25 protein-coding genes are annotated in these 22,296 nt (G+C 44.5%); 15 read left to right on the top strand and 10 right to left on the bottom strand.

Annotated features, from left to right (window positions below; genetic code table 11):
• The first annotated feature begins 13 nt into the window (after nucleotides 1-13).
• Nucleotides 14-544 carry an REP-associated tyrosine transposase gene (locus ACN0VI_RS00125; protein ID WP_417445345.1) on the top strand — a complete coding sequence of 177 codons (531 nt, stop codon included), beginning with the start codon at nucleotides 14-16 and terminating at the stop codon, nucleotides 542-544.
• A 118-nt stretch (nucleotides 545-662) separates the two neighbouring features.
• Here ACN0VI_RS00125 and hemL read toward each other — a convergent pair whose 3' ends face one another.
• Both hemL and ACN0VI_RS00115 read right to left on the bottom strand, forming a co-directional pair.
• Nucleotides 663-1,937 (bottom strand): glutamate-1-semialdehyde 2,1-aminomutase, encoded by a 1,275-nt coding sequence (hemL, locus tag ACN0VI_RS00120; RefSeq protein WP_417445344.1) that lies wholly within the window; start codon nucleotides 1,935-1,937, stop codon nucleotides 663-665.
• Between the two features lie 47 nt (nucleotides 1,938-1,984).
• Nucleotides 1,985-3,046, bottom strand: a complete 1,062-nt coding sequence (locus ACN0VI_RS00115) for an aspartate carbamoyltransferase (RefSeq protein ID WP_417445343.1) — start codon at nucleotides 3,044-3,046, stop codon at nucleotides 1,985-1,987.
• A gap of 124 nt (nucleotides 3,047-3,170) precedes the next feature.
• Here ACN0VI_RS00115 and ACN0VI_RS00110 point away from each other — a divergent pair, with 124 nt between their 5' ends.
• Both ACN0VI_RS00110 and ACN0VI_RS00105 read left to right on the top strand, forming a co-directional pair.
• The gene (locus ACN0VI_RS00110; RefSeq protein ID WP_012800329.1) at nucleotides 3,171-3,359 is read left to right on the top strand and encodes a rubredoxin; all 189 of its coding nucleotides are present in this window, start codon (nucleotides 3,171-3,173) and stop codon (nucleotides 3,357-3,359) included.
• A 140-nt stretch (nucleotides 3,360-3,499) separates the two neighbouring features.
• A complete protein-coding gene (locus tag ACN0VI_RS00105) occupies nucleotides 3,500-4,006 on the top strand; it encodes a type VI secretion system tube protein Hcp (RefSeq protein WP_331891596.1) in 507 nt (168 codons plus the stop codon).
• Between the two features lie 45 nt (nucleotides 4,007-4,051).
• Here the strand turns inward: ACN0VI_RS00105 and ACN0VI_RS00100 are convergent, their stop codons facing one another.
• A complete protein-coding gene (locus ACN0VI_RS00100; protein WP_417445342.1) occupies nucleotides 4,052-4,339 on the bottom strand; it encodes a hypothetical protein in 288 nt (95 codons plus the stop codon).
• Nucleotides 4,340-4,426: 87 nt separating this feature from the next.
• Here ACN0VI_RS00100 and ACN0VI_RS00095 point away from each other — a divergent pair, with 87 nt between their 5' ends.
• Nucleotides 4,427-5,035 (top strand): hypothetical protein, encoded by a 609-nt coding sequence (locus ACN0VI_RS00095; protein WP_331891599.1) that lies wholly within the window; start codon nucleotides 4,427-4,429, stop codon nucleotides 5,033-5,035.
• 25 nt (nucleotides 5,036-5,060) lie between these two features.
• Here ACN0VI_RS00095 and ACN0VI_RS00090 read toward each other — a convergent pair whose 3' ends face one another.
• Together ACN0VI_RS00090 and yghU are read right to left on the bottom strand one after the other, a co-directional pair.
• Nucleotides 5,061-5,672, bottom strand: a complete 612-nt coding sequence (locus ACN0VI_RS00090) for a DUF2238 domain-containing protein (protein ID WP_417445341.1) — start codon at nucleotides 5,670-5,672, stop codon at nucleotides 5,061-5,063.
• Between the two features lie 14 nt (nucleotides 5,673-5,686).
• Entirely contained in the window at nucleotides 5,687-6,556 is an 870-nt protein-coding gene (gene yghU, locus ACN0VI_RS00085; RefSeq protein ID WP_331891602.1) for a glutathione-dependent disulfide-bond oxidoreductase, read from the bottom strand.
• Nucleotides 6,557-6,750: 194 nt separating this feature from the next.
• Between yghU and ACN0VI_RS00080 the strand changes: the two genes are divergently transcribed.
• The 6 genes from ACN0VI_RS00080 to ACN0VI_RS00055 all read left to right on the top strand — a co-directional run bounded on the left by ACN0VI_RS00080 (nucleotide 6,751) and on the right by ACN0VI_RS00055 (nucleotide 11,098).
• Nucleotides 6,751-7,266 carry a sigma-70 family RNA polymerase sigma factor gene (locus tag ACN0VI_RS00080; protein ID WP_331891604.1) on the top strand — a complete coding sequence of 172 codons (516 nt, stop codon included), beginning with the start codon at nucleotides 6,751-6,753 and terminating at the stop codon, nucleotides 7,264-7,266.
• Nucleotides 7,253-7,690 (top strand): zf-HC2 domain-containing protein, encoded by a 438-nt coding sequence (locus ACN0VI_RS00075; protein WP_331891605.1) that lies wholly within the window; start codon nucleotides 7,253-7,255, stop codon nucleotides 7,688-7,690. Before ACN0VI_RS00080 ends, ACN0VI_RS00075 begins: the two co-directional genes overlap by 14 nt.
• A 16-nt stretch (nucleotides 7,691-7,706) precedes the next feature.
• Nucleotides 7,707-8,036, top strand: coding sequence for a YbjQ family protein (locus ACN0VI_RS00070; RefSeq protein WP_331891606.1), 330 nt, complete (start codon nucleotides 7,707-7,709; stop codon nucleotides 8,034-8,036).
• Between the two features lie 2 nt (nucleotides 8,037-8,038).
• Nucleotides 8,039-8,701: a hypothetical protein gene (locus ACN0VI_RS00065; protein WP_417445340.1), complete on the top strand. Its 663-nt coding sequence runs from the start codon at nucleotides 8,039-8,041 to the stop codon at nucleotides 8,699-8,701.
• A 115-nt stretch (nucleotides 8,702-8,816) separates the two neighbouring features.
• Complete coding sequence (gene msrA / locus ACN0VI_RS00060) at nucleotides 8,817-10,148, top strand: peptide-methionine (S)-S-oxide reductase MsrA (protein WP_417445339.1); 1,332 nt, start codon at nucleotides 8,817-8,819, stop codon at nucleotides 10,146-10,148.
• A 92-nt stretch (nucleotides 10,149-10,240) separates the two neighbouring features.
• Nucleotides 10,241-11,098: a DUF817 domain-containing protein gene (locus ACN0VI_RS00055; RefSeq protein ID WP_331891609.1), complete on the top strand. Its 858-nt coding sequence runs from the start codon at nucleotides 10,241-10,243 to the stop codon at nucleotides 11,096-11,098.
• Here ACN0VI_RS00055 and ACN0VI_RS00050 read toward each other — a convergent pair.
• Together ACN0VI_RS00050 and ACN0VI_RS00045 are read right to left on the bottom strand one after the other, a co-directional pair.
• Nucleotides 11,034-11,453 carry a CopD family protein gene (locus ACN0VI_RS00050; RefSeq protein WP_331891610.1) on the bottom strand — a complete coding sequence of 140 codons (420 nt, stop codon included), beginning with the start codon at nucleotides 11,451-11,453 and terminating at the stop codon, nucleotides 11,034-11,036. The two genes, ACN0VI_RS00055 and ACN0VI_RS00050, sit on opposite strands and share 65 nt — an antisense overlap.
• 10 nt (nucleotides 11,454-11,463) lie before the next feature.
• Nucleotides 11,464-13,239, bottom strand: coding sequence for a chloride channel protein (locus ACN0VI_RS00045; protein ID WP_331891611.1), 1,776 nt, complete (start codon nucleotides 13,237-13,239; stop codon nucleotides 11,464-11,466).
• A gap of 163 nt (nucleotides 13,240-13,402) precedes the next feature.
• On the opposite strand from ACN0VI_RS00045, the gene ACN0VI_RS00040 reads away from it, so the two are divergent.
• The 3 genes from ACN0VI_RS00040 (at nucleotide 13,403) to erpA (ending at nucleotide 15,149) form a co-directional block, all read left to right on the top strand.
• Entirely contained in the window at nucleotides 13,403-14,155 is a 753-nt protein-coding gene (locus ACN0VI_RS00040) for a DUF6776 family protein (protein WP_331891612.1), read from the top strand.
• Entirely contained in the window at nucleotides 14,145-14,660 is a 516-nt protein-coding gene (locus ACN0VI_RS00035) for a polymer-forming cytoskeletal protein (protein ID WP_331891613.1), read from the top strand. The genes ACN0VI_RS00040 and ACN0VI_RS00035 overlap by 11 nt, the downstream gene beginning before the upstream one ends.
• Before the next feature lie 162 nt (nucleotides 14,661-14,822).
• Complete coding sequence (gene erpA / locus ACN0VI_RS00030) at nucleotides 14,823-15,149, top strand: iron-sulfur cluster insertion protein ErpA (protein WP_012800345.1); 327 nt, start codon at nucleotides 14,823-14,825, stop codon at nucleotides 15,147-15,149.
• 31 nt (nucleotides 15,150-15,180) lie between these two features.
• On the opposite strand, the gene ACN0VI_RS00025 is transcribed toward erpA, so the two are convergent.
• The 3 genes from ACN0VI_RS00025 to ACN0VI_RS00015 all read right to left on the bottom strand — a co-directional run bounded on the left by ACN0VI_RS00025 (nucleotide 15,181) and on the right by ACN0VI_RS00015 (nucleotide 18,906).
• Nucleotides 15,181-16,308, bottom strand: a complete 1,128-nt coding sequence (locus ACN0VI_RS00025; RefSeq protein WP_331891614.1) for a diguanylate cyclase — start codon at nucleotides 16,306-16,308, stop codon at nucleotides 15,181-15,183.
• A gap of 80 nt (nucleotides 16,309-16,388) precedes the next feature.
• A complete protein-coding gene (locus ACN0VI_RS00020) occupies nucleotides 16,389-17,495 on the bottom strand; it encodes an anhydro-N-acetylmuramic acid kinase (RefSeq protein ID WP_417445338.1) in 1,107 nt (368 codons plus the stop codon).
• Between the two features lie 7 nt (nucleotides 17,496-17,502).
• Complete coding sequence (locus ACN0VI_RS00015; RefSeq protein WP_417445337.1) at nucleotides 17,503-18,906, bottom strand: peptidoglycan DD-metalloendopeptidase family protein; 1,404 nt, start codon at nucleotides 18,904-18,906, stop codon at nucleotides 17,503-17,505.
• Nucleotides 18,907-19,274: 368 nt separating this feature from the next.
• On the opposite strand from ACN0VI_RS00015, the gene tyrS reads away from it, so the two are divergent.
• Complete coding sequence (gene tyrS / locus ACN0VI_RS00010) at nucleotides 19,275-20,471, top strand: tyrosine--tRNA ligase (protein WP_417445336.1); 1,197 nt, start codon at nucleotides 19,275-19,277, stop codon at nucleotides 20,469-20,471.
• A 184-nt stretch (nucleotides 20,472-20,655) separates the two neighbouring features.
• Nucleotides 20,656-22,029: a S8 family serine peptidase gene (locus ACN0VI_RS00005; RefSeq protein ID WP_417445335.1), complete on the top strand. Its 1,374-nt coding sequence runs from the start codon at nucleotides 20,656-20,658 to the stop codon at nucleotides 22,027-22,029.
• Nucleotides 22,030-22,296: the final 267 nt, after the last annotated feature.

Below are 22,296 nucleotides of genomic sequence, written 5' to 3'. Positions count from 1 at the left end.
AAGGAGGGCAAGGATGCCGAACTATCGAAGAGCCAAGGTAAAGGGAGGCACCTATTTCTTTACCGTCAACACATTGGATCGTAATAAAGGATTATTAACTCGCCATATTAACGAACTTCGCCAATCGTTTAATCATGTCAAAAAACATTACCCTTTTAAACTTGATGCCTTGGTCGTTTTGCCGGATCACTTTCATATGGTGATGACCTTACCGCAAAACGATGAAGATTATTCAAATCGGTTGAGATTAATTAAGGAGGGATTCACCAAGCGGCTTAATCTCAATGCTACCGATCATCTTTCAAGGTTAACCCGTAATGAGAAAGGTGTTTGGCAACGACGTTTTTGGGAACATCAAATCCGCGACGACGAAGATTACATAAACCATATCCATTATTGTTATATCAATCCTGTGAAGCATCAATGGGTAAAAAGGGTAAGAGATTGGCCATATTCGACATTTCACCGTGATGTTAAACGAGGGTTGTGCCCCATTGACTGGGCGGGATGTGGTGAATTTGAAGGCAGGTTTGGTGAGGTTTAAGTTTGGTGGTAGATTGCAGGTTATAAGAGCGGTGCGTCACGACGCACCCTACAGTTAATTATCTTATTGTTAACTTTAGAGTCAAAAATCCCGCATTGCTGCGGGATTATTTTATGGCTTAAGCTAATGATTTTCTAACGGCGCTTAAGGTCAGGTCGAGTTCTTTTTCGCCGTGGGCTGCGGAGACGAAGCCTGCTTCGAAGGCGGAGGGTGCCAGGTAGATGTGTTGGTTTAGCATGTCGTGGTAGAACTTTTTGAAGCGTTCCATATCACCGTTAGCGACTTGCTGATAACTGGTGACTGTTTCGGTATCGTTGAAGAAGAAGCCAAACATGGAACCTACATGGTTGGTGGTGAAGGGGATGCTTGCTTCGTGAGCAATGGCGCGCATACCCTCAACCAATTGTTCCGTGTAGTTGAACAGAGGTTGGTAAAAGTCTGGCTTTGATAATTCATTCAAAGCGGCTAAGCCTGCTGCCATGGCTACTGGGTTGCCTGATAAAGTACCTGCCTGATAGACAGGGCCAAGTGGTGCCAGCTGTTCGAAGATTTCTTTTTTACCACCGAAGGCACCGACAGGCATACCGCCGCCGATCACTTTACCTAAACAGGTCATGTCAGGTTTGATGTTGTAATAACCTTGCGCGCCATCCACGCCCATTCTGAATCCTGTCATCACTTCATCGAAAATCAGCACGGCACCGTGTTGGTCACACAGTTCGCGTAGGCCTTCGAGGAAGCCCGGAACCGGCGGAATGCAATTCATGTTACCGGCAATCGGCTCGACGATGATACAAGCCACGTCATTGCCAAATTCAGACAGTAGCGTCTTAACGCTATCCAGGTTGTTAAACTCAGCGGTCAGGGTGTGCTTGGCAAAATCTGCTGGCACGCCCGGCGAGGTTGGTTCGCCCAAAGTTAATGCGCCTGACCCTGCTTTAACCAAAAGGCAGTCGGCATGGCCGTGATAGCAGCCTTCAAATTTGATGATCTTGTCGCGACGGGTATAACCACGCGCCAGACGAATCGCGCTCATGGTCGCTTCGGTGCCTGAGTTGACCATACGTACCATTTCAATCGATGGAATCAATTCGCAGATCTTTTCTGCCATTTCCGCTTCGACTTCAGTCGGAGCGCCATAGCTCAAACCTTTTTCAGCGGCTTTAATCACTGCTTCTCGAATGGCTGGATGGTTGTGGCCAAGAATCATTGGCCCCCATGAGCCAACGTAGTCGACGTAGTGTTTGTCGTCGGCTGAGGTGAAGTAAGCACCGTTAGCAGATTTGAAGAAAATCGGAGTGCCACCAACGCCGTTGAAGGCACGAACAGGAGAGTTTACGCCACCAGGGATATGCTGTTTGGCGCGATTAAAAAGTTGATCTGATGCGGTCATATAAATTCCGATAATTAGGTATAAAAGTGAAACGTAACGATATGGGTCTACAGCTTATTCGAGTGCCAGGAGACCGGAGCTTCGAATTGGCTGAGCTTGTCTTCAACACCGAGCACCAAGGCGAATAGCGCCATGCGCACTTTCACGCCGAAGTAAGCTTGGCGGAAAATCGCCAGATTAGGATTATCATTCATGTCATCGCTCAGCTCATTAGCTTCCGGGCGCGAGTCGCGTGGCAGCGGATGCATGATGATGGTGTTCGGGTCGCAGAGTTTTTCGTAAAGCGATTGGTTGAGACGGTATTTGCCGCGGTATAAATCCGCTTCGCGTTGTGTTTCGAAGCGCTCTTCCTGAATCCGTGTCTGGTAAATAACGTCCTGACTGTGCAGGCCATCTTCAAGACTGTCGGTGATGGTCACGCGATGATTGTGTTTGTCGCATACTGCCAGCACTTTTTCTGGCATGGAGAGAGCTTTCGGTGCGACGAAGGTGAAGTCTACATTCGGGAACACACACAGCAACTGAGTCAGCGAGTGAACCGTACGGCCATTCTTTAAATCACCCATCATAGCGATGCGCAGATTTTCGGTACCTTTTTGAATGCGATTCAGTTCATTGAAGATGGTGTAGATATCAAGCAGCGCCTGAGTGGGGTGCTCATTAGGACCATCACCGCCATTAATGACCGGGATTTTACTGGCAGCAGCGAATTCGGCTACTGAGCCAGCTTGTGGATGGCGCATCGCCACCACGTCAGCGTAAGTTGATAGAACTTGCGCTGTATCGTACAGGGATTCGCCTTTGGCTAAGGAGGAGGTGGACATGCCAACGGTTTCGCGAACATGGCCGCCCAGCAGGTTAAAAGCCGTACCGAAACTGATGCGGGTGCGAGTGCTGGGCTCAAAGAACATATTAGCAAGAACAGCGCCATCAAGGACGCGACAGCTTTTTTCGCGGGCGACATAAGGGTGCATTAAATCAGCTACTTGAAGAATTCGCTCAACCGCCTCGCGGTCTAATTGATCAATGGAGAGAATGTGTTGGCCCTGAAAAACCATGTGTGCACCCAAATGTTTGTTATGACTTTTAAGTTGGCGCAATTCTAACATGAAGTTAGCCAATTGGTGTATCTTTGACCGTTTTCCGAGGTCATTGGCTAGCATTTCAGCGCAAAATGCTTACAATGTGGGCCTGAAATGCCCATACAGACAATAGATTCGAGAGGTTTAGCTGGTGGAATATAGAAAATACCGTTGCCTGGTGTGTGATTTTGTTTACGACGAAGAGCTAGGCTGGGAAGAAGACGGCATCGCGCCTGGTACTCGCTGGGAAGATGTTCCCGAAGACTGGTACTGCCCGGATTGCGGCGTTGGCAAAGAAGATTTTGAGTTAATGACCGACGAGTTTAAGAAAAGTCTTTAAGTCATTCTTTCTCGTAATATCAGATTATAAAAAAGCCTCCTCATGGGGGCTTTTTTTATGGGAATTATGAACTGTGTCAGACGGTTTAACAGCTAAAGGAGTAAGGTGTCTCCTCTACCATAAATTAAAAGGAGTTATTTATGTTAAAGACAAGTCTAATCTGTTTATCCCTTCTCGTTACCCCTCAGTTGGCTGATGCCGCAAGCACCGCCTATTTAAAAATTGGTGATATTAAAGGTGAAAGTCAGCGAGTAGATCATGAAGATGAAATCGACATTATTTCCTGGTCCTGGGGCGCAGAATCCAATCGTAAAGGTGCCTGTATCGAAGATATAAAGTTAGTCAAGTATGTGGATAGAAGTTCACCTTTGTTACTGCTAGGTCAAGCCAATCAAGCACGCTATCCGACTGCGGTTTTATCGGTACGAAAAGATAGTGGCGAAGCCCGTTTGGATTATCTCGTCATAACCATGACCAATGTGCAAATCAGTCGCTTTGATACTTCCGGCACTGCAAGCGATGGGCTTCCTATGGAATCGGTATCGTTAACCTTTGATAATTTAGAATATCAATATACTCGTCAGGCAGAGGATCATAGCGCAGGAGAAGTCGTTAGTGCGACTGTGTCATCCGGACGCTGTAATTAAGTCTATTTTGTTGAAAAAGCCTCCGACGGGAGGCTTTTTTTATCATTAATAACCCGCGTTTGCACCAATAATCATCAGTATCACCGCCATTAATAACACTACGGTAGAAAAAGTAAATCCTATTATTGGAAGTACTTTTTTATAACCTTTTTGCACGAATGCCCCAATACCAATGCCGAAAGTAGCTAATCCCATAATCATGAATAAAAGCATGAATAAGCCAGTAACTATCGCTAATATCGAATTGGTATCAATGCCTCCGTAAGTCGAGGCTTCCGCTACACCTGCTATGATGAAGCAGACAATCAAACCGATTGGCGCAATTAATCCCAAGACAAATTTTGTGTAGAACTTTTTGGTCTATCTTTAATCTCAAATCCTGAAACAAATAATTTAAGCTCATTCAAAAGGAATCTACTTATGGGAAAAACAAAAATAGCATTAATCATTATTATGCTGCTGATTGTCTCTGCATTATTGATAGTAACTCTGTTTAGTGGGGAAGACTCTGAGCCAGAGATCTCAGCTAAACAAGTAGAAAGTGAGGAGGCTTATTCGCAGCTAGAATCCATAAAACTTGATAGCCAAGAAGTTACCATTGATAAACCATCTAACAAAAACAATGTTGATAAGACCAATGATGTCGCCGACAACCCTGTAGGCGCAACAGATGAAGAGTCTCCGCCTTCTGGTCTGGACATAATGACCAATCAGGAGCATTTAGCACAACGGTTTAATAATGAGGGTAAGGATTATCATTGGTCAGGGTATTGGGAAAATGAATTACAGACGATTGTACTATTCGTTGGGGCAAAAGCATTTGTGAAAGACTCTGAGGTTGAATGTAATTCTTCAACTTGCGAAGTTACGGTAAACCTTAGTGTGAATGGCCCTGAAAATACTGTAATAGCACTGGAATCACTGTCACAGGAATTTGCTCAAAGAGAGTTAAAGTTTGTGCCTGAGTCAATAGACCCCGCAGATGGAAAAGTTGTGTTTTATACGCAGCCTGGAGATATACCCGAGTAGGGTGTGCCTTGCCTCACCGAGTGTTTTAATCCAATCTTTCTAATTGTCTATCATGCCATTTGCTTAAGCTCACCAATGCAATAATAGCTCCAATCAGGCACCACCACATGTCGGACTGGGTGTCCCAAACGTAGCCTTGAGTGCCGAGGAATGAATCGGCGGCTTCGTCGGAGAGTAGAGCGACCCACCATTCAATCAATTCGTAGAAGGCGCTGAAACCGAGACAAAAACTGATGATAAAAAAGGTTCGCCATTTGGCGCTATTAAAGACATTGAGTCGTATCGTGAGTTCGCGCGCGATCATAACTGGGACAAAACCCTGTACAAAGTGGCCGAGCTTGTCGTAGTTGTTGCGTTCCCAGCCGAACCATTCCTTCATGTCGTCAAACAAGGGCACTTCGGCATAAGTGTAGTGACCACCAACGATCAGAATAATACTGTGTATGAGTATCAGGATGTATAGCATCGGCGTCAGAGGGAAGCGTTTGTAGGTCATGCCCAGCGCTAAAAAGCCAAGTACTGCGGGAGCAACTTCCAGCCCCCAGGTTGGATAATCTTTGGGGCCTATCCCTGACCAGATTAATACGGCCATGAATATGGCAATCCAAATGCTGATGGCTATTGTATTGTTTTGCATGGCCGTTTAATCCCTTAGTCGTTTTTCTTGTCTTCAGTATTGGTGTCGAAGTCTTTCGCGTCATGGCGTTCATGCAATTGCTCATAGGGTTCGCCCCAGGTGCGATTGACCATGCGCCCTCGTTTGACCGCATCACGATTGGCGATGTCTTTGGCCCAGCGCATCACGTGTTTGTAGGTATCTGCCTGTAAAAACTCGGCAGCTTCATATACCTCATTCAAGACCAGGCAGCCGTACCAGGGCCAAATCGCCATATCGGCAATGGTATATTCATCACCGCAAATGTATTGGTTATTGGCTAAACGTTTATCCAGTACATCCAATTGACGTTTTACTTCCATGGTAAAACGATCAATACAGTATTCGATCTTAATAGGCGCGTATTGATAGAAATGGCCAAAGCCACCGCCCACATAGGGTGCACTACCGACCTGCCAGAATAGCCATGACAATAATTCAGCGCGTTGTTCAGGTTTGCTCGGCAGGAAGGCATCAAATTTTTCAGCGAGATATAAAAGAATGGCGCCTGATTCAAAAATACGAGTCGGTGGATTGGTGCTGTTATCGACCATGGCCGGAATTTTCGAGTTGGGATTGATTTGTACAAAGCCGCTACTAAACTGATCACCTTCGCTGATATCTATCAGGTAAGCATCATACTCGGCCTCGGTGATCCCTTTAGCGAGGAGCTCTTCCAGCATAATGGTAGCTTTAACACCATTAGGCGTAGCCAATGAATAAAGCTGCAAAGGATGTTTGCCTACCGGCAAATCCTTGGCGTGAGTGGGACCTGATACGGGACGATTAATCTTGGCAAATTTGCCGCCACTTTCTTTTTCCCATTGCCAGACTTTGGGTGGGGTATAGTCCGAAGTATTGCTCATAAGTGTGCTCCTGACGTTACTTTTTGGTATTCGTATAAAGCTAGCATAATGCCATCGCCATATCATTAATACCAAGCAAGTCCATTTAATAATGGATATGCGTTATGGTCATGGTATAAAAGATGAAAAATAATGGAATAAATTGGGTCTCTCCTCGTTAAACCATTGAGAACGACAACAAGAGGGTAAAGTCATTGTCGCAGGAATTAATTGATTACAGCCGAAAAGCCTTAATTTTTGCAGTGCAACTATTGGGCAGCCAAAGCGATGCGGAGGATGTGGTGCAGGCCAGTGTGGAAAAAGCTCTGGCGCATCCCAAAGCACCCAAAGGCGGTATCGATTTGCAGAAATGGCTTTATCGAGTGGTGCGTAATGCTGCGATTGATCGGATTCGACAATTGTCGCGAGAAGACGAGCTGGATACTGAACAGCAAAGTTCGTTGACTCAGTCGCCGGAAAGACATCTTGAGCAACTACAAATTAAAGCGCGATTAATGACAGCCTTGAATGCTTTGCCCTTGATGCAACGCGAGCTAATTGTGTTGCGCGATTATCATGGCAATAGCTATGAGGACATTGCCGAAATATTGGCGGTTCCGGCGGGCACCGTGATGTCGAGACTGCATCGGGCACGAATGGCATTAAGAACGCTTTTACAGGAAGAGCAAGCAAGTAACGAATTGAATGAGGTGAATCATGAATCAGTGTGATAAAACCCAGGAACTTATCAGCGGTTATATCGATCATGAACTGAACCAGCAGGATCGGCAAAGAGTGCGTGTGCATCTTGAATCATGCGAGCAATGTCGAGTCGTCTATGACGATTTATTGGCGATAAAGCAGGAGATGGGTAACTTACAATACCCTGAATGCGAGGAGGCACAATTGGACAAAATCATGAAAGAGCCGCTAGCAAAAGGTATGGCGATCATTGGCTGGTTTATTTTAATAATAGGCTTTGCTGGGTTTATGGTGTGGCAGCTGTTTACCTTCTATACCGAGCCATCAGTTCCAGTTTGGTTAAAAGTCGGCGTCTTTTTGATAGAGGCAGGTGTGCTGTTACTATTAGGGAGCGTATTACGCCAACGAATGATTGCCCTTAAAACAGACAAATACAAAAACGTTAAATTTTAAAAGAAGGAATAAAACGATGAGCGATATTGAAGTCTATACATTGGAGCAAGTGCCTGGTCACAAGGTTAGCAAAGTCATCGGCATAGTACGTGGTAACTCCGTGCGCACACGGCATGTGGGTAAAGATATTCTGGCAGGATTGCGAAATCTGGTTGGTGGTGAAGTAATTGAATACACCAAACTGATGGCCGAAAGCCGCGAGCAAGCAATTGACCGCATGTGTGACGAAGCCAGAATGCTCGGTGCAAACGCTGTCGTTGGTGTGCGTTTCGAAACCTCCATGATCGCCAGCATGGCTGCTGAGTTGTTAGCCTTTGGCACTGCGGTGGTGATGGAGAAGGAATAAAGGTGCAGGAAGCTCCAGAAGAACAATACGAGCAAACTAGAAGCCCTCTTGAGCTTTATGATTACTGGAAAATGTCCGTAGAAAGTTTAAACACTGAAGAATTTTTAATGAGACAGGACCAATTAAAAAGAAAGTATCTAGAGGAGTTGCCTGCAATAACTGCTATTGGTTTGCATTGGAATCGACCAGGATTAGAAGTGGCTATCAAGCCACATGCTGGTTCCAAACCGTATGATGCTGAAATTAGCATCGAGGGTTGGATTAACCTAAATTCTAAAATAGAAGTGGTTTCAACGGTTGATTATTTTGAACAATTACAAAGGGAGTCAATATTTAATACTGGACGGGCTGGTGGTGTAGCTTCAACACATAGAAGAAAAGGCAAGGGTAGTAAGGATATTTTGCATGAAGTGGTCACAAGAAGTGATGGAGAGATTATTGAGGAAATCTTAAATAAAGTAATTTGTAGAATTAAACAGAAGGAGCGGAAAAACTACTCAGGTAAATATATGCTTGGGGTCTTGTTTGAGCACTATAAATCTCTTCATTTATCTGACCTGAAAGAATTAAGTGAAAAATTACAAGGACGTCTGGAATTTGGAGTTAGTAAATTTAGTGAAATATATATAATAAACTACTATGACTTAAGCCTTATAAAGTTGTAACAAAAGAGAATTTCAACCATCTAACTTAGACATAGAGTATGTAGGTTGCGTTGACTTAAATTTCATCGCCTTTAATGCATACTAAATCCATCCCTGAATAAATGGTGTGAGTTAGATGAAAAACTTTTTAATTTTGATTATCACGGTACTGCTCGTCTCAGGACTGACATTCGTGATGATGCGAGCTCAATCGGCAAGCTTATCCAAGCAACCCTTTGTTAATAAAGAAAAACCTCAAAGTCTTGAACAGGATATGCCTGCCACTAAGCATGTGGATACCATTGTGCTGGGAGAAGGCTGTTTCTGGGGTGCTGAGAAGCGACTAGAGGCCTTGGAGGGTGTGATCGATGCAGAAGTTGGCTATGCCGATGGCCGCGGTCATGAGCCCACTTATGCTGAAATCACCAAAGCAAAACATAAGTCCAATCCAGACAATTACGCGGAAGTGGTGAAAGTCACTTTTAATCCGCAACAAATCAGCCTCGAAACCATTATCAAAGATTATTTTGAATCTCATGACCCGACTCAACTGAACCGACAGGGTAATGATGTCGGCACACAATATCGTTCAACGATTTTGACCAATAGTCCTGAACAGGAAAAAGTGGCCAATCGATTAAAAGATGAGTTTCAAGAACTGATGACTAAAGCGGGCTATGGCAAAATTGTGACGGTGATTAAACCGCTCGACAAGTTCCATCCTGCCGAGGAGTACCACCAGGATTATTTATTCAAAAATCCGAATGGATATTGTCCTGACTTTTCCACCGGTGTAACTTTTGATGGCAAGCCCGAAAGCGAGAGCATCGATAATTCAGCGTTGCTTACTGGAAAGCAGATTGTCATTGTCGACTCTCAGGATTATTGTCCTTATTGTGAGAAATTCAAAAAAGACGTGGCGAATGATTATCAGGGCACGATTCCGATGGCTTTTCGCTATGCCTCTCAACTGGAAGGGCTAGAGGTTAAAACACCAACCTGGGCAACACCAACCATCCTGTTTCTGGAAAATGGTAAAGAGTCGCTGGGTTATCAGGGCTATTTATCAGCTAAAGAATTCTACAAGGCGCTGGGTTACTTTAAGCTCGGTGATTCTGAAGCATTTAATGTTGCTTTCCAGAAGAGCACCGATGGGCGTTTTTGCAAGCAGTATGAAATATTTAAAGATACACCCGATGGTGTTTTTGTTGATAAGCTCAGTGGCCAGCCTTTGTTCGATACACGTGATCGTTTTAACTCAGGAACTGGTTGGTTATCTTTCACCAAACCGGTTAATGGTTCGGTGACTTATCATGAAGATAATAGTTTCGGTATGCAGCGCATCGAGCTTCGATCAGCTTCTACTGGCATTCATCTAGGGCATGTGTTCGATGATGGCCCGAATGGCAAGAAGCGCTATTGTATCAATGCCACAGTCCTGGAGTTTGTGCCCAGAGCAGAGCTGTAATTGTCGTTAACAGAATTAGTCATAATTGCACAGGATTTTGTCCCATAAATTCGGTAGTATCATTTCATTAACTGGGGAATGGCACTACCAAAATGAATAATGTAAAACAGTTTGTTCATGAGTTCTGGATGTTTGGCCTAAAGCAGGCCTATGCCTGTATGTTTGGTGGTTTCTTGCTGGCGGTGATGCTGGTGACCAAATACTGGTATCCAATTGAAGGGCTGCATCGCTATGATTTTATTTTTCTGGCTGCGATTGCCTTTCAAGTTTTCATGCTGCTGTTTAAGCTGGAGACTTGGAAAGAAGCACTGGTCATTATCGTCTTCCACCTGGTTGCTACAGTGATGGAATTGTTTAAGACATCTGATGCCATTCAGTCATGGCAATATCCTGAAGAGTTTATTTTTGGTATCGCCAATGTGCCGCTTTTTACCGGCTTTATGTATAGCGCGGTGGGTAGCTATCTGGCGCGAGTTTGGCGCATCTTCGATTTCCGTTACAGCAACTATCCGCCGAAATGGATCACGGTTGTTTTAGTGATTGCAGTCTACATTAATTTTTTCACGCATCATTATTGGTATGACTTGCGCTGGGTAATACTGGCCATCACTTTCTATCTTTTCTTAACGACTGAGATCCATTTCAAGGTCATTAAAACGCACCGTAAAATGCCGTTGCTGTTTGGCTGGTTACTGGTCGCGCTCTTTATCTGGTTCGCTGAAAATATCGCGACTTATGCCAATATCTGGCTTTATCCCAATCAAAAAGACGCCTGGCAAATGGTCCCACTTGCCAAGCTGTCTTCATGGTATTTATTGATGCTGTTGAGTTTTGTGCTGGTGACTTTAGTTAATCGAATAAAATTACCAATACAAATGCCTGGAACTAAAAAGGCTTCACAATTGCCAGAATCAGAGCTCCAAGCAGAATCAGAACCGGCAACTCGTTAAAGACTCTGAAATAGGTTTGGCTTTTGTTGCAGCTGCCGTCGGCAAATTGTTTTTGGTACATGCCGCAGATGAAGTGATAAATGATCAATAAGACGATCAGTGTCATCTTGGCATGGAACCAGCCCGAGCTCATGTAGTAGCTCCAGTTGTAGGAGGCGAGCCATAGGCCAAAGATCACGGTCAGGATCATGAATGGTGTTATGAATCGATAAAGCTTGCGTGCCATTATGTTGAGTTGATTAAAGGCACCATCGTTTTCTGTCATCGCCAGGTTGACAAAAATTCTCGGTAAATAAAATATGCCGGCAAACCAGGCAACCATAAAAAAGATATGAAAAGTTTTAATCCACAACATGCGTTTTGCCTTATGGTTTTTTTGAATAAACGTATTGGTCAGTAATCATATCGCGTGTGATGACACCATAAATACGTTCTTGTCCATCGTGTGTGATCCGGTACACATAAGCGGCTGACATTTTTGCCTGCTCCATCTTATCGAAAGTCTCTTCAAGCGTTGCTTGCAAAGTGATGGATACCAGATTTTGTCTGTTTGCTGGTATTTTCAACAAATTAATGACTTTACGTTTTTGCTCTGAGTCAGGCTTTGGCGTTTCTTCACGCTGTTTTTCTTCACGCTCCATCATATAGCGAACCAGATCACTGGCGACCATCAACGAAGTTACATGGTCATCTTCCATGACCAGGACCCAGCGCGGCTTGTCTTTAAGAGCAACTTCGATTTCATCAGGAGTGGAGCGGAAGTTGAGTGTTGCTATGCTGCGCGACATAACGCCGGCTACACCAATACTGCGAAGTACCTGCTTGATTGGACTGACGCGTAAATCGAGCCCACGGTCGGTCATCTGAGTTTCCCAGAAAGATTGCTGCTTGAACAGCTGGGTCACAACCAGGTTGCCAATAACGATAGAGAACATGCCGGGGAAAATGATATTCGGGTTATTGGTCAGTTCCAATAAAGCCATCAAAGCAGCTAGCGGCGCTTGCAGTACTGCCCCCATGACGGTTGCCATGCCAATCATGGCATAAAAGCCAGTATAGCTGGCATGGTCAGGGAATAGTTCTCCACCGATATTACCCATGACCCCACCGAGCATGGCGCCCATAAACAGGGCTGGGCCGATAACCCCGCCGGGTAATGCTAGTCCCGAACAGATAATAGTTGCGATCACTTTTCCAACTAAGGCCAAGGCTAGAATGGTTAGCGCAAGTTCGCCCTGTAGCGCACTATTAACTGAGTCATAACCAATCCCCATAACCTGCGGAATGCCAATCGCAATGACGCCTACACTGGTTCCTGCCACTGTTGTTTTTAGCCATACCGGCCATTCCCGCGAAACCTGTCTGACTTTACGGGTAGCCATGATAAATATACTGGCCAAAACACCGCCGGCAAAACCAACCAACAGAAAGTAGGGCATTTCCCAGAGAGACTGAATATCCAGTTTGGAAGGTACATCAAACGAAGCACCATCACCAAACACTAATCGCGTCAAAATAGCACCAGCAACGGACGCCAGGATGATTGGAATAAAGCTTGCTACCGCATATTCCATAATGATGATTTCCATGGCGAAAATCACCCCTGCTAACGGTGTATTAAAGTTAGCAGAAATAGCTGCAGCACAACCACAGCCGACTAGAATACGAGTACTATTATTGGGCAGCTTGAGCTTTTGTCCAACCCAGCTGGCCGATGCCGAACCCAAGTGAATGCCGGGGCCTTCACGACCTACCGACTGGCCAGAGGCAATGGTCAAGCCACCGAGGATAAATTGCACAAAAGCATTTTGTGGCGGTAAGTGTCCCTGGTGATAACTCATGCGTTCCAATACGTGAGATACACCAACTTGACGATGTTCCGGCTTCAGTTGTTGCAATAAGAGGCCAACGATTAGGCCGCCAATAGTTGGCAATAAAAGTCGATACAACCAGTCCATGGTTTCATAATCGGTGTTGCTGTTAGGATCGGTTGCCCATAGAACTAGCGAGCTTTCGGTGAAGAGGCGAAACAGGATGTTTGAACCGCCAGCAAGCAGACCACAGATTAGCCCAATAAGCGCCATAAGGGCTAATGCATCAAAGCCCCCAAGTCGTAATCGTAAGCGGTCGATCAGTGTCATTGGCGTTGTGAGTTTGTGATAAGTTTTGTTCCCTGCGATGTATAAATTTGCTTGAATCGCAAACTATCGTCGCTTCGGCTTTGGCTAAAAAAATTAGCCATTGTATTCAATTAGTTACATAATAAGAAAATGCAGCCTCAAGAACAAACGATTTCAACGATTTATGACTAAAGAATCCCATCAGCCTGATTATATTATTCGCAAACGTCGCAAAGCCAGTTGGTACTGGAGTTGGGCCGGCTTGGTCCTTGTTATTTTACTGGTCGCGATTGGGCTCGGTTATTGGCTCAGTGAGCGCCAGTACAGTGGGTTTGGCTCGGCTAATGATCGTTTAGGAAACTTGCGTACACAATTAGATGAAGCCAATAACGGTAAAATTCATTGGCAGCAACAATATCAGGTCGAGCACCAGGTGACTGCGCAACTGAAAGATGAAATTCAAAAGCTAAACACCAAAATCCATAACCTGGAAAAAGAAAAACAGGCATTTTTACGTATATTCGATCCCAATGCTGTGGAAAGTGGCTTGCAAATCGCTAGCTTTGTATGGGAGTCTGTAGCAGGAAAAGTTAATCAATTTAACTTCCGGTTAATGCTGATTCAGGCTGGCCAACAGCAACGAGATGTCTCGGGAACCTATTCCATTACTCTGGTAGGAAAGGAAAGCGGTGAAGAGAAAACTTATAGCATGTTGGAGCTAGAAGCTCTTTCTCAGCAGGATACACAGTTCAAGTTCCGGTATGTGGGAAGCCACAGAGGAACATTTAATATTCCAGAAGGTTTTGAGCCCGAGCTGGTTCGGGTGCAAGTCACATCTTCTGGTCGTGGTGGTGAAACCATTGTGCAGGACTTTCCTTGGCAAGTTGTTTCACGACAGCAAACTCCAAATGAGGTAGAAGACAATAATGTGGGGTAATAAAAGTAAATCACACAATGTGGATACACTGATAGCGGAAGGAACCAGCATCAAAGGCGATTTGAGTTTTGAAGGCGCTTTATTTGTCGATGGAGTGATTGAAGGTGATATTCACGGTACGAACCATGAAAAGTCGGTTTTGTCGGTAGGGGTTCATGGTCGAATCGAAGGTAATATTGAAGCGCCGTTTGTGATCATCTTTGGTCAGGTGGATGGTGATGTGCGTGTGTCGCAAAAGGTTGAGCTTAAGCCTGGCGCAAAAGTAAACGGTGATTTGTATTATAAAATCATTGAGATGAATGCGGGCGCAACTGTTAACGGTAAGATGGTTAACTTGGGTGAGCCGCATGCGTTGGAGCATAAACCCGATCGTAGTGCTGTGGTTTCTGAACCAAAGATCACCGAGCCGACAGTCGGCGAAGACAAGGCTAGCAAGGAGTCTTCGAACGAAAAAAAGTCCGATAAAGCAATGCGTTCGGATGACAATGAAGCTGTAAGAGCTTAATTTTATTGGTAATAGGCGCTACCCTTGTCGAATAGATGGTGGGTGGCGTTTCTTTCTTCTCTAGTTTCTATTGTTTGCATACCAACTATCCTCTTGAGATCTTGAAGTAAGCCCCCCATATTCTGGTATAATAGAAACATTCATGTGTTCAGGTAGATTTTAATGTCAATTACAGTAACAGAAGCTGCAAGTCGTAAAGTGAAGCAACTCATCGACGAAGAGCAAAATGACCAGCTTAAGTTGCGAGTTTTCGTAACTGGTGGCGGGTGCTCTGGCTTTCAGTACGGCTTTACCTTTGACGAAAAGCAGAATGATAACGACATGGCGATTGAGCAGGATGGCGTTAAGATTCTGGTCGATGCGTTAAGCTTTCAGTATTTAATGGGCTCTGAAGTCGATTATACGGAAGGATTGCAAGGCTCTCGTTTCCTTATCAGCAATCCACAGGCTAAAACTACATGTGGGTGCGGTTCTTCATTTTCTTTATAGTGCTTACGTAATCCTTAATAGTCATTTTTACTTAATGAAAAGCTGACTCGGTATTCTGCGGGTTCAGCTTTTTTTGTTTACGCCAGGCCTTTTCTTTATACATGGCTTCATCTGCAATTCTGATCATTCTGTCACTTGATATATCTTGATTAGTGGCCTGGTTAAATTCTGCAACACCAATACTTGCCTTTAATTTGATAGTCTTATCCTCGAAAGTTATGTCATGTTCTAACTCTCTTCGAATACGTTTTACTACTTGATCAATATGGACTTCCAAAACGGTATCAATTAGAACCAGGAATTCATCACCGCCTACCCTGCATACCGTATCGGAATCTCTGGTGACGTTCAGCAGACAGCGGGCAACAAACTGTAAAGCGACATCTCCGGCGGCATGACCATAGCGGTCATTGATTTGTTTAAAGTCGTCGAGATCAATGTTAAGTAAATAAACTTGCATCGGCTGGCGGTCTGATAACTGCAGCGCATGCTCAAGCCTGTTATTTAAAACTCTTAGATTATATAGACCAGTCAAAGGGTCCCTTTCTGCAAGCTGGGTTGCCTTATGTTTTTGATCTTCCAGAGCAACAATCAGTAGTCCAGCTTTCTTGACCAAAGCTGTGATTGCATAACTGACAATAATAAGTGGCATGGCAGCACCAATAATGGCTGTACTCCAGGCACTAAGACTGTGTGAGTATTCATTGTGTGATACTGGAATGCTTAAAGTGCCATTGATATAAAGAACTGCGATAAAGATTGAGTAGCCGATAAATATTGAATTAAATATCAGGACTGCTCTACCACCATAGATGAGTGCAAATAAACTGGCACTGAGTAACATCCAGACGAAGCCATTGCCAACCAGACCCCAGTCCCATAAGCCTACAACACTGATGGTGACACTAAGGGTTAGAACTGCATTGGTTTTGACATGAAAAGATAGGATATTACGAAACACAGCAACGGTAATCATTAGTAGACCGACAACTATGTGAAATAGCATCGAAATTTGAAAGCCCATTTCTGGAATTCTGGCCAGTGAGCTGATAACGGCTGGTATGGTGCAAAGAACCAATAGCACTATTAGACGATCCATGGCTTGATCGAGTATTAGTTGCCATTTTGCCGTAACAGATGATTGATTTGGTTCTGTCATATTGGCTCCCAATGCAGATATGCATTAATTAATATGCAATATTGACATTAAATAGGCAACCAAAACTTAACGAATTGATTTCAGGGGGTGTATATGGCTCCAAGAACCGTAGACGACTTTGCACCAGTGACCGCTGGTAAATTACCGGGTTGTTTGTTCAGGCAGCGGTAGGCCAGCCAGGCAAAAGCCATGGCTTCTATCCAGTCTGGAGCAACACCCAGATCTTGTGATGATATTACCTCACATCCATTCAGGTGTGCTGCTAAGCGTTGCCGTAATAATGGATTGTAGGTTCCACCGCCACACAGAATCACGGTGGTATCTGTAGAATGGTTTTTAATGGCGTCGCTAACGGTTTTTGCTGTTAATTCCAGTAAGGTCGCCTGAACATCTTGCGGCTTGAATGGCTCTATTGAAAACTGCTTGAGCCAGCTCAAATTAAAATGCTCACGACCAGTACTCTTGGGGTAAGGTTGGGAAAAGTAATTATCACTAAGGAAATCCTTAAGCAACTCGGGAATAATTTCGCCCTGCTCTGCCCAATTTCCATCCTGGTCATAGTTTGCATCGAGATGCAGACCGATCCACTGATCCATCAGAGTATTCGCTGGACCAGTGTCATAGCCAAGCACTTCACCCTGTGCCGGCAAGTAAGTGATATTGGCAATACCCCCCAAGTTAACGACCACGCGATCTTGTTGCGGATTATGGAAGATGGCTTGATGGAAGGCTGGCACTAACGGTGCACCCTGACCACCGTAGACCATGTCTCGTGTACGGAAATCGGCTACCGTGGTAATGCCTGTTCGTGCTGCAATGCTGTGTGGATTTCCAATCTGAATGGTAAAGGGATGATAGGCATCGGGTCTATGGCGAATAGTTTGGCCATGGCTGCCGATGGCTGTCATATCATCTTTTGTATACTCACTTTCTTTAAGCAGATCATCGACTGCTTCAGCAAACAGCTCTCCCAGCTCTCGATCCAGCAATGCCATTTCTTCTATCGGATCGTGCGCGTATTCAGCATTGCTGATGGAGTGGATCTGTTGCTGAATAACGTTCGGAAAGGACAGGCTTTTGCTGTGAAGGAGTTGGATGGGGTTTGCAGAGGATTCGTCGATGTTACAGAGTACTGCGTCGATTGCGTCGACGCTGGTACCCGACATCAAGCCAATGTAGTAGGCCATTTACCTGTTACTTTTGTAGTTTGCTGTTGTTACTGCTAGAGCTAGGCTCGTTCAAACGAGCGAAGTAGGTTGTACGCTCAGTTTCAAGTTGTGCGATTAATGGTTTGCTTTGTTCTCTGAAGCGTTCCATTTCGTTTTTTGGAACCGGAGCTGCATGAGGCAACTTTACCGTTCTAGGATTACGGTGAACTCCGTTTACTACAAACTCATAATGCAAGTGCGGCGCCTGTGACATGCCGGTAGAACCAACATAGCCAATAATTTGTCCTTGTTTAACTCGCTCGCCAGATTTTACGGCGCGTTTAGAGAAGTGCAAATACTTGGTGGTAATGTTATTGCCGTGCTTGATGAAAACATAGTTACCATTGTATTTATTGTAAGCCGAGTTGGTTACACGGCCATCCCCAGCTGCACGCACGGGCGTACCAATTGGCGCTCGGTAATCAACACCACGGTGTGGTTTGACACGCTTCTGGATGGGGTGAAAACGCTTTGGATTAAAGTTTGAACTAACGTAGTTAAACTGTAACGGCGCACGAAGGAATGATTTACGTAGTGCTTTACCTTCAGGCGTGTAGTATGCAGTGCGATCATTCAGGTCGGTATAACGAACGGCAGCAAAGGAGTCACCTTGATTGGTGAACTCGGCAGACAGGATGTTGCCATAGCCGACTTTTTCACCATCAATGAATTTTTCTTCATAAAGGACGGAGAAGCTATCGTCTTTTCGGATCTCTAAAGCAAAGTCGATGTCGTATTCAAATACGCCCGCAAGCTCCATGATCACACCGTCTGGTAGTCCTGCTTCTTTACCAGCATTATAAAAACTGCTTGAAATAGTTGCGGTGGCAAAGCGAGTTTTAAATTCAATTTCTTTTTCGTCGATGGCTACGTCAAATTCTTTGTCTGCTAATTTAGTGACTTGCAAGGTTTCGCTAATATTGTATGGGTAGCGAAGGCCAAGGAAGCTATCGTCATCATTGCTGGCAAACTCTAGAGTGTGGCCTGGGCGAATTTTCTTGAGAATGTCGATCTTCTCATCGCTCAGCATCATATAGTGCAAGTCGGATGCGCTGTAACCTTTACGTTTGAAAATTTTAGCAAGACTATCACCATTTTCTACAGTGAGGCTTTCCCACTGAATCTGTGGCTCTTGCGGTTCTGGCTCAACAATTTCTTCTTCAACTTCTTTTTCAAAGGCTGCATTTTCACGGCTTGCCTTCAATGCAATTTCAGTCAGGGATAGTTTTTCTGAAGAAAAGTCCCCCGTAGACTGACTTTCCATAGGTTGACCTTCAACAGTAATGAGGTCTGATGATTGGGTAATTGGTATTTCGTCCGATGAAAGGTTTAATGGAAGGATTTCAGTATCTTGCTGGGTTTTTTGCTCTGACTCTTCTCCTGGAGTCATCTTTATGTAGCTGGTCACTGCTAAAAGAGCGATAAACGTGGCAGAAAATAGCAAAATGCCCTTTCGGCGCGTTTTTTTACGCGCAAAGAGTGGTTTGCTTTTGTTAAAGCCTTTGTAATCTCGGTTAATCATCGCATTAGTTAAGAAGTTGGTTGAACATATTTTGCGCAATAACCTTAACCATAATAGGTGTTTCGGTCAATGTAAAATGATAAAAACGGGCCGTTTTTTTGATCCAAGATCGAAAAGTGTGAAAAAGACGATATTTTGTGAACTGCGTCGCGGAGCTATCTGAGAAGCAAATTCGTTGCATCCTTGGGGTTTTCGTGTATCTTTGTGCCCAATGTAAATAGAGGAAATACGAGACAATGACTGATGTTCAAGCGGCTTTCGCAGAAATTAAGCGTGGCGCCGAAGAGATTCTGTTAGAAGACGAATTACTTGAGAAACTGAAATCGGGTAAGCCATTGAAAATTAAGGCTGGCTTTGACCCGACTGCACCTGACTTACACTTGGGACATACTGTTTTAATCAATAAATTACGTCAATTTCAGCAGTTAGGTCATGAGGTTATTTTTCTGATCGGTGATTTTACCGGCATGATCGGTGATCCAACCGGTAAAAATGCCACGCGTAAACCGCTAACCCGCGAAGATGTGCTGGCAAACGCAGAAACCTATAAAGAGCAGGTATTCAAAATTTTGGATCCAGCAAAAACTACTATCGCCTTTAATTCAGAATGGTGCGAAAAGCTGGGTGCAGCAGGAATGATCAAACTTGCATCGCATACTACCGTGGCTCGTATGCTGGAGCGCGACGACTTCAAAAAGCGCTATGGTAATGAACAACCGATTGCAATTCATGAGTTTCTTTACCCGCTGGTTCAAGGTTACGATTCAGTCGCGTTGGAATCGGACGTGGAATTAGGTGGTACCGATCAACGCTTTAACCTGCTAATGGGGCGTGAGCTACAAAAGCATTATGGGCAGCGTCCGCAAACTGTATTAATGATGCCTTTATTAGAGGGCTTGGATGGCGTTCAGAAAATGTCCAAGTCGCTGGGTAATTATGTGGGCATCACAGAAGCCCCCGGAGTTATGTACCAGAAACTGCTATCTATTCAAGACAGTATGATGTGGCGTTACTTTGAATTGCTTTCCTTCCGCCCTTTACCGGAAATAGAAGAGCTGAAAGAGAAAGTTGAGCAGGGTGTTAACCCGCGCGATATTAAAATTGAACTGGCCAAAGAAATCATTGAACGCTTCCATGACAAAGAGGCCGCGGACAACGCGCATAAAGCAGCGGGCAATATTATCAAAGAAGGTGAAGTGCCCGAAGGAACGCCTGAAGTTGAAGTTGATATGGATGGCGCCGAACAATTTCCTATTGGTGCAACTATCAATCGGGCTGGTTTGGCGACTAACTCAGCCCAAGCCAAAGACATGCTGAAAAATGGACGCGTTAAAGTTGACTGGGAGGTGGTCGATCCATCCTTGATGCTTAAACCGGGTAAATACCTTATCCAGGCTGGTAAAAAGAAGATCGCCTATGTAACTTTGAAGTAGGTCACATTTTGCCTAGCTTTCGTCAGACTCTTTTACAAAATGCTCGCCCCAGGCGGGCTTTTTTGTATTTTGCGCCCTGAAAATGGCATAAAAAGTATTCAATTAAATTCCAGTATTTTATAGGCTAGCTCAGTTGCATGGGGCAACACGGAATTATGGAAATAATAATGCTGGAGAACAATTAATGAAAAACAAGTTTAAATTATCTAGCCTGGCTCTACTAGGCGCTACTCTTACACTACCTTCTTCTTTGCTAGCAGAATCCTATATTGTCTTAACCAAAGGCAACAAAATAGACTCATCCTTGATCCAGGAGATCGAAGCTCAGGGCGCAACGGTCACCGCCCAGTTGCCACAAGTGGGCATGCTGATGGTTGATAGTGATAATGGGGATATTCGTGAGCGTCTTAGTAGTAATGCAAAGATTCAAACAACTTTCGCCGATCTTCATCTGCAATACGTGACTCCTTCAGAGCAAGCGTTACCTGATATCAGTTTCGAGGAGCAGTCAATTAATCCTCCAACCTCCGGAGATGACGATTTCTACTTTGATCTGCAATGGGGCCATGATGCAGTCAATGCACCAGAAGCTTGGGAAGCTGGTGTTAAAGGTCAGGGCGTGCGAGTTGCTGTATTAGATAGCGGTATTATGTCGACTCACCCAGATTTAGCCCCTAACCTAAATACGGCGTTGAGCACTTCTTTTATTAATGGTGAAGCTTATAATAATCCTGCTGGTTCTCATGGAACTCACGTTGCAGGCACCATCGCAGCAGCCGACAATGCATTCGGTACCATTGGTGTTGCGCCTGAAGCGGAAATTGTAACAGTCAAGGTATTGTCAGGAGTTTCAGGTAGTGGGCCATTCTCATCTATTTTCCAAGGTATGGTTTATGCTGCCGATATTGACGCCGATGTGATCAATATGAGTTTGGGGGCCGATATTCCTCGTAACTGTACTTTTGGGGATGATCATATCCCTGCAAAAGACTGTGCAGATTTGTTCACTGCCCTGAACCGTGTTACACACTATGTAAATAAGAAAGGCAGTGTCATTATTGCTGCTGCAGGTAATGATGCACGAGACCTCAATCATGACGCATCATTAAAAGCGTTTCCAGCAGAAGGAAATCACGTGGTATCTGTTTCTTCATTAGGACCAGTTGGCTGGGGTTTAGACACTTCTGCCAATCTTGACGTTATGGCTAGTTACTCAAACTATGGTAAAAATGGAATTGATCTTGCCGGTCCTGGTGGCAACTATGATCTTTTCTTTACCTACGGAAATGCGCCATGTAACGGTCCTGTATTGCCGGGTTTTACTTGTTATGTATATGACATGGTATTAAGTACGACTCCTACAGGTTGGGGCTGGAATGCTGGAACCAGTATGGCGGCCCCTCACGTGGCGGGCGTTGCAGCTTTAATCATCAGTGAAAATGGTGGTGATATGTCGCCTGTTGAAGTAGAACGGGAGCTAATCAAGCGTTCAGATGATATTAATAAGCCGGGCAAAGATGATGAAACTGGCCACGGAAGAGCCTCTTCTGGTTATTAATATTGAATCGTAAAGTTATGATGAAAAGGTCACTGCGGTGGCCTTTTTTATGTTTGTATTAAAAACATACGATAACAGTCTGATTTATAGACATTTTGATTACAAAACAGGCGTTAGAAAATAAATTTAATAAAACCTTAAAAAAGAGCTTGCGAAGTCAAAAATGGTGCTTATAATGCGCACCACTTTCGAGGCATAAGTCGCGGAGGGAAAGTCCAGGAAGGGCGGTTTCAAAGGTGTTGAAAAAATGTTTTTGAAAAGGTGTTG

Source organism: Kangiella sp., from assembly GCF_048265365.1.
In the GTDB taxonomy this organism is placed as follows: Bacteria; Pseudomonadota; Gammaproteobacteria; order Enterobacterales; family Kangiellaceae; genus Kangiella.
The sequence above is the reverse complement of the archived record's forward strand: the minus strand, read 5'-3'. Positions and strand labels throughout refer to the sequence as shown.

Bases quoted from the DNA above. Each gene is read 5' to 3' on its own strand.
- ACN0VI_RS00125 (WP_417445345.1), top strand. From the start codon at position 14: ATGCCGAACTATCGAAGAGCCAAGGTAAAGGGAGGCACCTATTTCTTT.
- hemL (WP_417445344.1), bottom strand. From the start codon at position 1,937: ATGACCGCATCAGATCAACTTTTTAATCGCGCCAAACAGCATATCCCT.
- ACN0VI_RS00115 (WP_417445343.1), bottom strand. From the start codon at position 3,046: ATGTTAGAATTGCGCCAACTTAAAAGTCATAACAAACATTTGGGTGCA.
- ACN0VI_RS00105 (WP_331891596.1), top strand. From the start codon at position 3,500: ATGTTAAAGACAAGTCTAATCTGTTTATCCCTTCTCGTTACCCCTCAG.
- ACN0VI_RS00095 (WP_331891599.1), top strand. From the start codon at position 4,427: ATGGGAAAAACAAAAATAGCATTAATCATTATTATGCTGCTGATTGTC.
- ACN0VI_RS00090 (WP_417445341.1), bottom strand. From the start codon at position 5,672: ATGCAAAACAATACAATAGCCATCAGCATTTGGATTGCCATATTCATG.
- yghU (WP_331891602.1), bottom strand. From the start codon at position 6,556: ATGAGCAATACTTCGGACTATACCCCACCCAAAGTCTGGCAATGGGAA.
- ACN0VI_RS00075 (WP_331891605.1), top strand. From the start codon at position 7,253: ATGAATCAGTGTGATAAAACCCAGGAACTTATCAGCGGTTATATCGAT.
- ACN0VI_RS00070 (WP_331891606.1), top strand. From the start codon at position 7,707: ATGAGCGATATTGAAGTCTATACATTGGAGCAAGTGCCTGGTCACAAG.
- msrA (WP_417445339.1), top strand. From the start codon at position 8,817: ATGAAAAACTTTTTAATTTTGATTATCACGGTACTGCTCGTCTCAGGA.
- ACN0VI_RS00055 (WP_331891609.1), top strand. From the start codon at position 10,241: ATGAATAATGTAAAACAGTTTGTTCATGAGTTCTGGATGTTTGGCCTA.
- ACN0VI_RS00050 (WP_331891610.1), bottom strand. From the start codon at position 11,453: ATGTTGTGGATTAAAACTTTTCATATCTTTTTTATGGTTGCCTGGTTT.
- ACN0VI_RS00045 (WP_331891611.1), bottom strand. From the start codon at position 13,239: ATGACACTGATCGACCGCTTACGATTACGACTTGGGGGCTTTGATGCA.
- ACN0VI_RS00040 (WP_331891612.1), top strand. From the start codon at position 13,403: ATGACTAAAGAATCCCATCAGCCTGATTATATTATTCGCAAACGTCGC.
- ACN0VI_RS00035 (WP_331891613.1), top strand. From the start codon at position 14,145: ATGTGGGGTAATAAAAGTAAATCACACAATGTGGATACACTGATAGCG.
- erpA (WP_012800345.1), top strand. From the start codon at position 14,823: ATGTCAATTACAGTAACAGAAGCTGCAAGTCGTAAAGTGAAGCAACTC.
- ACN0VI_RS00025 (WP_331891614.1), bottom strand. From the start codon at position 16,308: ATGACAGAACCAAATCAATCATCTGTTACGGCAAAATGGCAACTAATA.
- ACN0VI_RS00020 (WP_417445338.1), bottom strand. From the start codon at position 17,495: ATGGCCTACTACATTGGCTTGATGTCGGGTACCAGCGTCGACGCAATC.
- ACN0VI_RS00015 (WP_417445337.1), bottom strand. From the start codon at position 18,906: ATGACTCCAGGAGAAGAGTCAGAGCAAAAAACCCAGCAAGATACTGAA.
- tyrS (WP_417445336.1), top strand. From the start codon at position 19,275: ATGACTGATGTTCAAGCGGCTTTCGCAGAAATTAAGCGTGGCGCCGAA.
- ACN0VI_RS00005 (WP_417445335.1), top strand. From the start codon at position 20,656: ATGAAAAACAAGTTTAAATTATCTAGCCTGGCTCTACTAGGCGCTACT.